Consider the following 8,322-nt stretch of genomic DNA (forward strand, 5'->3'; position numbering starts at 1 on the left):
GGAGCAACCCGCGCCAGCCTGCCTGCCGCGGTCAGGAGGCCTGCACGGGAGCCTTCGCGGCGGCATCCTGTGAAGCGATCAGGGCGGCAAGGCCACGCAGAGTTTCCTCCGCCGCCTGCAGCGCGGCCGCCCCCGCCAGGGCGTTATCGCTGATGCCGAGCTCCACTTCACAGCCTTGTTCAAAGTCGGCTGCCATCACCTGGAGGAGGGAGCGGGCGTCCACCGCTTCGGTCCCGCGTTTACTGATGGTGACCGGCAGGCCCGTTTCCATCACGGCGCGGACAAACACGGCCGCGGGCCGGGCATGCAGGCCTACGGCTGCTGTGATCACTGCCTTGTGTACTGGCAAAGGGGACTCCTTCGTGATGACGGCCCCCACCGTCGCATCGTGCTGTCCAGATCAATATATCGGCCGTGCCAGCCGGCAGCTAAACCCGGACCTTGCGCACCTGACTGGTCTAGACCTGACCTAAAATGGTGGCAGGACAGATAACAGGGAGGCCACCATGGCCGCTGGCGCCACAGCCATCACCGGAACCATCGACCGCACCAGCGGCACGGCCATCTACGTGCAGCTGCGCGAGATCCTGCGCGCCCACATCACCGGGTACTGCAAGCCAGGGTCGGCCCTGCCCTCCGAACGGGACTTGGCAGAGCGGTTCGGGCTGGCCCGCATGACGGTGCGGCAGGCCATCGACGCCCTCGTGGGTGAAGAAGTCATTGAGCGGGTGGTGGGGCTGGGCACCTTCGTCCGCCGGCCCAAGATGGACCTTCAGGTCAAGCTGACGTCCTACAGCGAAGAGATGCAGCGGCGTGGCATGGTTCCCGCCGCCAAGGTCCTCAGCTTTGAACAGATCGCCGCCAGCGCCTTCCTGGCACGAGAACTCCAGCTGGAGGAGGGAACGCCGCTGGTCCGGTTCCGCCGGCTTCTCCTCGCGGACGGTGAGCCCATGAGCGTGGACGAGAACTTCATTCCCGCGCACCGTGTTCCGGGCCTCCTGGACGGGGAACCGCCCACATCGCTCTACAACGTCCTCAACGAACAGTTTGGCCTGGTGATGGAGTGGGGCGAGGACATGATCGAAGCGACGGCAGCCTCACCGTCAACGGCCCGGCTGCTGAACGTTGAAGTAGGGGCGCCGCTGCTGAAGATCCAGCGGCACGCCTTTGTGGCCCGGGCCATGGTGGACTATTCGGTATCGTACTACCGGGCGGACCGCTATAAGCTCTGGGTGCCGCTTCAGCGGCCCGGCGCCCGCCGGACCCGCAACCACTAGCCGCGCACGGGGGAGGCCCTGCAGGGTGCCTCCGTTAGGCTGCAGGACGGGTAGGTGGTCTGTGGCATCAATTCCGGGACGAGCATTGAACGCAGAAAGGCCCGGTCCGCAGGGACCGGGCCTTTCTTGTGCTGCGCAGTTAGTGCGTCAGGGACTTGGAGTCCTCGGAAGCCTCAACAGCTGCATGGCCGTGACCGTGCGCTGCTTCGAGTTCCGCCGGCGTTGCCGGGGCAACACGGTCTTCGAAGAACCACTTGGAGAGGAACGCGCGGCGCTTCTCCTTGCCGGTGACGACACCGTGTTCGTTCGGCTCCGCAGGAAGTACCTTGGGAGATTCGAATCCTACGAGCTTGTAGCGCTTGTACTCATCGAGCGGTGCGTGCACCTCAATGAACTCACCGTGCGGGAGCCGGACAATGCGTCCGGTCTCGCGGCCGTGCAGGGCGATCTCGCGGTCCTTGCGCTGCAGCGCCAGGGCCACACGCTTGGTCACGATGAACGCGATGATCGGGCCGATGAAGAAGAGTGTGCGCAGCCAGTACGTCACATCGTTCAGGGACACGTGGAAGTGCGTGGCGATGAGGTCGGAACCGGCAGCGGCCCACATCACGCAGTACCAGACGAAGCCTGCCATGCCGATGGCCGTACGGGTCGGGGCGTTGCGGGGACGGTCAAGGACGTGGTGCTCGCGGTCGTCCTTGGTGATCCACCGTTCGATCCACGGGTACATAAACATTACGGTGAACAGGATGCCTGCCGGCACCAGGGCCGGGAGCAGGACGTTCAGCGTCAGCGTGAATCCGAAGATGACGTACTCGAAGTGGAATCCGTTGATCACACCCGGCATCAGGCGCAGGGCGCCGTCAACGAATCCGATGTACCAGTCAGGCTGGGTACCGGCGGAAACGGGGGAGGGATCGTAGGGACCGTAGTTCCAGATCGGGTTGATGGTGAAGAAGCCTGCCATAAGGGCCAGCACGCCGAAGACGATAAAGAAGAATCCACCGGCCTTCGCAGCGTAAACCGGGCCCAGCGGGTAGCCCACAACATTGTTGTCGTTGCGGCCGGGGCCGGGGTACTGGGTGTGCTTGTGGACAACCACCATAAAGAGGTGCAGGACGATCATCAGCAGGATCAGCGCCGGTACCAGCAGGATGTGCAGCATGTAGAGGCGGCTGATGATGGCCGTGCCGGGGAACTCGCCGCCGAACAGGAAGAACGAGATGTACGTTCCAACGATCGGGATTGACTTGATCACGCCGTCGATGATGCGCAGGCCGTTACCGGAGAGCAGGTCATCGGGGAGTGAGTAGCCGGTGAAGCCGGCAGCCATGGCAAGGATGAGCAGGACGCTGCCCACAACCCAGTTCATTTCGCGGGGCTTGCGGAAGGCTCCGGTGAAGAAGACCCTCAGCATGTGCACGGCGATGGAGGCTACGAACAGCAGGGCTGCCCAGTGGTGGACCTGGCGCATGAACAGGCCGCCGCGGATGTCGAAGGAGATATCCAGCGAGGAGCTGTAGGCCACGGACATTTCGACGCCCTTGAGGGGCACATACGAACCGTCGTAGTGGGTCTCCGCCATTGACGGATCAAAGAAGAACGTCAAAAACGTGCCGGAGAGCAGCAGGATGACGAACGAGTACAGGGCCACTTCGCCAAACATGAACGACCAGTGGTCCGGAAAGACCTTGCGGCCGAATTCGCGGAGGATTCCGGAACCGCCCACACGGGAATCGACGAAGTCGGTGACCCGGCCTGCCTTGGTTTTGGCGACGAAAGCGGGCTCAGCTGTTGTTGCTGCGCTCATGCATATCACGCTCCCAGTAACTCGGTCCTACGGGTTCTTTGAAGTCGCTGGTAGCGACCAGGTATCCCTCGTCGTCAACTGCGATGGGCAGCTGGGGGAGCGGACGGCTGGCGGGGCCAAAGATCACTTTGCACTCTTGCGTGAGGTCAAAGGTGGACTGGTGGCACGGGCACAGCAGGTGGTGCGTCTGCTGCTCATAGAGAGCAACGGGGCAACCGACGTGGGTGCAGATCTTGGAGTAAGCAACGATGCCGTTGTAACCCCAGTCCTCGCGGCCCGCGGACGGGTTGAGCGAGGAAGGGTCGAGGCGCATCAGCAGAACGACGGCTTTGGCCTTTTCGTTCAGCTTGCCCTCGTGGAGTTCGTTCAGGCCTTCGGGAATGACGTGGAAGGCTGAGCCCAGCGTCACGTCGGAGGCCTTGATGGGCGTTCCGTCGGGGTCGCGGGCGAGGCGCTTCAGGTTCCCGTCCTGGGGAGCCCACATGGTGTGTGCGAGCTTCTCGTCCGGGCGCGGTCCGAGGTCACCGAAAATGGCGATCGCGGGAAGCGGTGCCAGGGCCACGGCGCCGAGGAGCGTATTGCGGATGAGGGGGCGGCGTTTGATGCCGGTCTCTTCGACAATGTCATCGACAATGCGGACAGCTGCTACGCGGTCTTCCTCGTAGCGGATCGCATGGCGTTCCTCGGATACCTCGTGATCGGGCATCAGGGCCTTGGCCCAGTGCACGATGCCGGTACCGATGCCCAGCATGGCGAAGGCGGTGCCTACACCGAGGAGGGCGTTCTGGAGGCGGATGGTGGCAATGCCGGCATCCTCGCCCAGATCGATGGCGAAGTACGCCACCAGGAAGATTACGGTTCCAACAACAGAGAGGCCAAAAAGTAAGGCGACCTGCCGTTCTGCCCGCTTTGCGGCCTTCGGGTCCGTGTCAGCCAGGCGCAAACGGTGCGGGGGAATTCCAGGATCCTGGAACTTCTCCACCTCATTCTGACCAGCCGTAGCTACGGTGCCCGAGTGGTTCGGACTGCCGTCACTATGGTTGCCCATAATTCGCCTCATCCTTCTCTCGTCCCGGCGGCTGCCGGGTTAGTTTTCAATTTCAAGCTGCTGACGGATCAGCAGAAGTGCTGTGGTGCTGCGTGGACGTCAGGACGTCCGGGAGGTGAGCCAGATGGTGAAGGCGATGATGACACCAAGGCCTGCGACCCAGACGAACAGGCCTTCAGCAACCGGGCCAAGCGAACCGAGGTCGGCTCCGCCCGGGGAGCCGGTGGATTCGATCTGCTTCAGGAACGTGATGACGTCGCGCTTGCCTTCGGGGGTGATGTTCGTGTCGCTGAACACCGGCATGTTCTGCGGGCCGGTGACCATGGCCTCGTAGATGTGCTTGCCGGAAACGTCCGCGAGGGCGGGAGCGAACTTGCCACGGGTCAGGGCCCCACCGGCTGCTGCCGCGTTGTGGCACATGGCGCAGTTGGTACGGAAGAGCTCGCCACCTGCAGCGGCGTCGCCGCCTTCGTCCAACAGGCCTTCTTCAGGAACTGCCGGGCCGGCTCCCAGGGAAGCCACATAGGCTGCAAGCTGGTGGGTCTGTTCGTCGTTGAACTGGGCCGGCTTTTCCATGGCCTGCGGGCCGTTCATCTGCATCGGCATACGGCCGGTGCCCACCTGGAAGTCAACAGCAGCAGCGCCGACGCCAACCAGCGACGGACCCGCCTGGGTTCCGCTGGCGCCCATGCCGTGGCAGGTGGCGCAGTTGGCGGCGAAAAGCTTGCCGCCCTCTTCGGTGTCGTTGGCGCTGTACGAGGTGGTGGAGGCCTTGGCCTCGTTCACCGTGGTAGCGACGGCGTAGAGCCCGCCCATGACGAGCAGCCCCATCAGTAGCAGCGCTACGGCTGCCAGTGGGTGACGCCGCTTTTGCGAAAGTGCCTTCACGTGGTGGTTCCTTTATTCGATCCTGCGCCGGCTCCGGGAGCCGCTACCTGAAATTCTGCCTCTTGTAGAAAAAGAATCAAAGCTGGCTACTTGAGGACGTAGATGACCAGGAAGAGGCCAATCCAGACGACATCCACGAAGTGCCAGTAGTAAGAGGTGACAATCGCGGACGTGGCCTCGAAGTGGCCGAACTTCTTCGCCGCGAAGGACCGGCCCATGATGAGCAGGAAGGCGATGAGGCCGCCGATGACGTGCAGGCCGTGGAAGCCGGTGGTCATGTAGAAAGCGGAGCCGTAGGCGTTCGAGGACAGCGATACATGCTCGGAAACGAGCATGGCGTACTCGAAGGACTGGCCGCCGACGAAGATGGCACCCATGATGAAGGTCAAGGTGAACCATTCATTCATTCCCCACTTGGAGAACTTGAGGGCGCCACCGCTTCGGCGCGGCTGCAGCCTTTCGGCGGCGAAGACGCCCATCTGGCAAGTAAAGGAACTGGCCACAAGGACGATCGTGTTTGCTAGCGCGAAGGGGAAGTTGAGCTTGGCCGTCTCTTCCGCCCACATGGCACCACTCGTGGAGCGCAGTGTGAAGTACATGGCGAAGAGACCGGCGAAGAACATCAACTCACTGGAAAGCCACACTACGGTTCCAACGGAAACCATATTGGGGCGGTTCAGCGTGGGGTGCGCCGGGGTACTGGGGGCATGGGTCGCAGATGTCACATAGACATTATGTCTGTAAAAGTCCGTGCTGCCCAACGCAAACCGCCTTTTGGGGGGACTTTTTCTACAAAGACGCGAAATTGCCCGGAAAAGTTCCCGGGAGGGTTCATATTGGTCAGTCCCGGCCCTCGGTCGATAGCATCAGGGGGTGACTTCTCCGGCAACTGCAGCCCCCGCCAACACGTGGCCCCGGCTGATCTCGGCACTGATCAGCGGTTCGGACCTTACTGCCGCGAATACTTCCTGGGCCATGGACACCATCATGTCCGGAGCGGCGACGCCCGCGCAGATCGCCGGTTTCCTGGTGGCGCTGAGCGCCAAGGGCGAAACGGTGGAGGAGCTTTCCGGCCTGGTGCACGCCATGCTTTCGCACGCCAACCCGATCTCAATTTCCGGCGAAAAGCTGGACATCGTGGGCACCGGCGGAGACCAGCTCAACACCGTCAACATCTCCACGATGGCCGCCCTGGTCGCTGCAGGCGCGGGCGCGAAAGTGGTTAAGCACGGCAACCGGGCGGCGTCGTCGTCGTCCGGTTCCGCCGATGTCCTCGAGGCACTGGGCGTGCGGCTGGACCTGGGAATCGAGCAGGTGGCGCGGAACGCGGAACTGGCAGGAATCACGTTCTGCTTTGCCCAGGTCTTCCATCCGTCATTCCGGCACACGGCCGTCCCGCGGCGGGAACTTGCCATCCCGACGGCGTTCAACTTCCTTGGTCCGTTGACCAATCCCGCCCAGGTCCAGGCATCAGCCGTTGGTGTTGCCAACGCGCGGATGGCGCCGCTCGTTGCCGGCGTACTTGCCCGGCGGGGCAGCAGGGGCCTGGTGTTCCGCGGGAACGACGGGTTGGATGAGCTGACCACGACCGGCCCGTCGACCGTTTGGGAGATCCGGAACGGCGGCGTGGCCGAGCTTGTCTTTTCGCCGCAGGATCTCGGTATCAGGCTCGCCACCGTCGACCAGCTCCGGGGCGGCGATGCGCAGGTGAATGCCGGCGTGGTGCGCGACGTCCTGGCAGGAAGTGCGGGGCCGGCGCGTGACGCCGTGCTGCTGAATGCTGCCGCCGGGCTGGTGGCGTTTGACCTGACCGCTGACGGGCCGTTCCTTGACCGCATGGCCGGTGCTTACCACCGCGCCGCCGAATCCATCGATTCGGGAGCCGCGGCGGCGGTTCTGGAGAAATGGGTGTCGCTCACCACGTCCTGACCCGGGAGGTGGGCCCCGCTGCGGTGGGGAGGATTACTGCTCGAACCCCAGCGAAAATGCGGCGTCCAAGTCATGTTGGGAGTAGGCGCGGAACGCAATGTGCGTGGTGGTGTGGACCACGGCGGGGACCTTCGACAGCCTGTCGGCAATGACGTCTGCGAGGTCCTCGTGCCGGGGGACCCGCGCCACGGCAATGAGGTCCCACTCGCCTGTGACGGAATAGACCTCACTGATGCCTTCGATAGCGGAGATTTCCTCTGCCGTCTCTGGAATGCGGGCGGCGTCGGTCTTGATCAGAACGAATGCGGTGATCACGTTGAACCCTTCCGGATCAGTTGCGCCGTAGCTTTGCCCGGCCAGCTTGTCAGTTCTGCCAGCCTATTACAGAAGGGCGCCGCAGGATCTCTGTCCGTGGCGGGCAGCAACGCCAAGGTCACGGGTGTCTGCGGCGGCGGATCAAGGCCGCAACAAGCCGGTAGCCCAGCAGCAGGACTGCAAGGCTGAGAGTGGCCACGATGATGAAGGGCAGCACCACGCTCTGCCCGGTCACGGCGCGCAGCAGCATTCCGCCCACCAGGGCGCCCAGCCAGACGGGAACTCCTGCCCGTGTTGGTGAGAATGGGTTCCGCCAGGACCGCGCCGCAGCCCACCCGGCGGCGGCTCCCAGCAGGAACGGCCATGCAGTCAGCAAAACCCCGGTCACCACATCGCCGCGATGGTGGGCATCGCGGCCGACGGCGGCAAAAACCAGGATCAGCACCACATCAACAAGGGCGGCGGCCGCCCAGGCCCTGGTGGCGGTGGGTTGAGGGGTCCGGTTTTTCAGGAAACTCATGGCTTCGAGCCTATCGCCCGGAACCGTTGTGCCCGCGCGGTCCACAACCAGCCCTGCAGGCAATGCTGGACGGCGGGAACGCGGCGGACAGCGGGGATCGTCAAGGCCCCCGGGGCGTTCGTCTGACCAGGCAGCCAGGCTCCCAGTGGTAGCTGCTGTCCGCGCCTTCGCCGTATTCCATCAGGACGTGGGTCACCGTATACGCCAGCGCCCTCCCTGGCCGGAAGCGGGCCTGTGCCCGGACGGGGTACCGGAGCAGAACCGGCCTGCCGGGGGACTGATGCAGCGCGTCCGCTAAAGGGGTGGTGCCCTCAGAGGCGCGTGCCAGCGCCGCACCGACAGCAGGGGCGCTTGGGAAAAAATCCGGCATGGCAATCCTTCCGCAATCCGGCGGGCTACGGGCCTGAAAGCACTGGACAGCCAGGAACAGAAGGTGAGTGCCGCCGTCGTCCGCCGTTTTGTGAGCCTACGGCTAGACGATATGAAGTGTGGCGGGCCGGCCCTGAGGTAGGGGCCGGAACCTCGGGTTCAAAGA

The 8,322-nt window shown here is 63.8% G+C and carries 9 protein-coding genes; 2 read left to right on the forward strand and 7 right to left on the reverse strand.

The genetic code is table 11. The annotated features are described in order from the left end of the window. Window positions 1-31: 31 nt before the first annotated feature. On the reverse strand, window positions 32-349 hold the full coding sequence (locus ASF72_RS09415; protein ID WP_050687152.1) for an HPr family phosphocarrier protein: 318 nt from the start codon (window positions 347-349) through the stop codon (window positions 32-34). A gap of 157 nt (window positions 350-506) precedes the next feature. Between ASF72_RS09415 and ASF72_RS09420 the strand changes: the two genes are divergently transcribed. Continuing rightward, window positions 507-1,277, forward strand: coding sequence for a GntR family transcriptional regulator (locus tag ASF72_RS09420; RefSeq protein ID WP_056598252.1), 771 nt, complete (start codon window positions 507-509; stop codon window positions 1,275-1,277). A gap of 139 nt (window positions 1,278-1,416) precedes the next feature. Here the strand turns inward: ASF72_RS09420 and qcrB are convergent, their stop codons facing one another. The 4 genes from qcrB to ctaE form a co-directional block, all read right to left on the reverse strand. Next, window positions 1,417-3,087, reverse strand: coding sequence for a cytochrome bc1 complex cytochrome b subunit (gene qcrB / locus ASF72_RS09425; RefSeq protein WP_050687156.1), 1,671 nt, complete (start codon window positions 3,085-3,087; stop codon window positions 1,417-1,419). Further along, window positions 3,065-4,135: a cytochrome bc1 complex Rieske iron-sulfur subunit gene (gene qcrA, locus ASF72_RS09430; RefSeq protein ID WP_050687157.1), complete on the reverse strand. Its 1,071-nt coding sequence runs from the start codon at window positions 4,133-4,135 to the stop codon at window positions 3,065-3,067. Before qcrA ends, qcrB begins: the two co-directional genes overlap by 23 nt. A 99-nt stretch (window positions 4,136-4,234) precedes the next feature. Beyond that, entirely contained in the window at window positions 4,235-5,023 is a 789-nt protein-coding gene (gene qcrC, locus ASF72_RS09435; RefSeq protein WP_050687159.1) for a cytochrome bc1 complex diheme cytochrome c subunit, read from the reverse strand. An 86-nt stretch (window positions 5,024-5,109) separates the two neighbouring features. After that, window positions 5,110-5,784 (reverse strand): aa3-type cytochrome oxidase subunit III, encoded by a 675-nt coding sequence (gene ctaE / locus ASF72_RS09440; protein ID WP_268760275.1) that lies wholly within the window; start codon window positions 5,782-5,784, stop codon window positions 5,110-5,112. Window positions 5,785-5,896: 112 nt separating this feature from the next. Here ctaE and trpD point away from each other — a divergent pair, with 112 nt between their 5' ends. Then, window positions 5,897-6,952, forward strand: coding sequence for an anthranilate phosphoribosyltransferase (gene trpD, locus ASF72_RS09445; protein ID WP_050687161.1), 1,056 nt, complete (start codon window positions 5,897-5,899; stop codon window positions 6,950-6,952). A gap of 33 nt (window positions 6,953-6,985) precedes the next feature. On the opposite strand, the gene ASF72_RS09450 is transcribed toward trpD, so the two are convergent. Further along, complete coding sequence (locus ASF72_RS09450; protein ID WP_050687163.1) at window positions 6,986-7,267, reverse strand: Lrp/AsnC family transcriptional regulator; 282 nt, start codon at window positions 7,265-7,267, stop codon at window positions 6,986-6,988. 118 nt (window positions 7,268-7,385) lie between these two features. Then, window positions 7,386-7,787, reverse strand: coding sequence for a DUF3054 domain-containing protein (locus ASF72_RS09455; RefSeq protein WP_056598253.1), 402 nt, complete (start codon window positions 7,785-7,787; stop codon window positions 7,386-7,388). Window positions 7,788-8,322: the final 535 nt, after the last annotated feature.

The organism is Arthrobacter sp. Leaf141, from assembly GCF_001424565.1.
Lineage (GTDB): Bacteria > Actinomycetota > Actinomycetes > Actinomycetales > Micrococcaceae > Arthrobacter.

Bases quoted from the DNA above. Each gene is read 5' to 3' on its own strand.
- qcrB (WP_050687156.1), bottom strand. From the start codon at position 3,087: ATGAGCGCAGCAACAACAGCTGAGCCCGCTTTCGTCGCCAAAACCAAG.
- ASF72_RS09455 (WP_056598253.1), bottom strand. From the start codon at position 7,787: ATGAGTTTCCTGAAAAACCGGACCCCTCAACCCACCGCCACCAGGGCC.
- qcrA (WP_050687157.1), bottom strand. From the start codon at position 4,135: ATGGGCAACCATAGTGACGGCAGTCCGAACCACTCGGGCACCGTAGCT.
- ASF72_RS09420 (WP_056598252.1), top strand. From the start codon at position 507: ATGGCCGCTGGCGCCACAGCCATCACCGGAACCATCGACCGCACCAGC.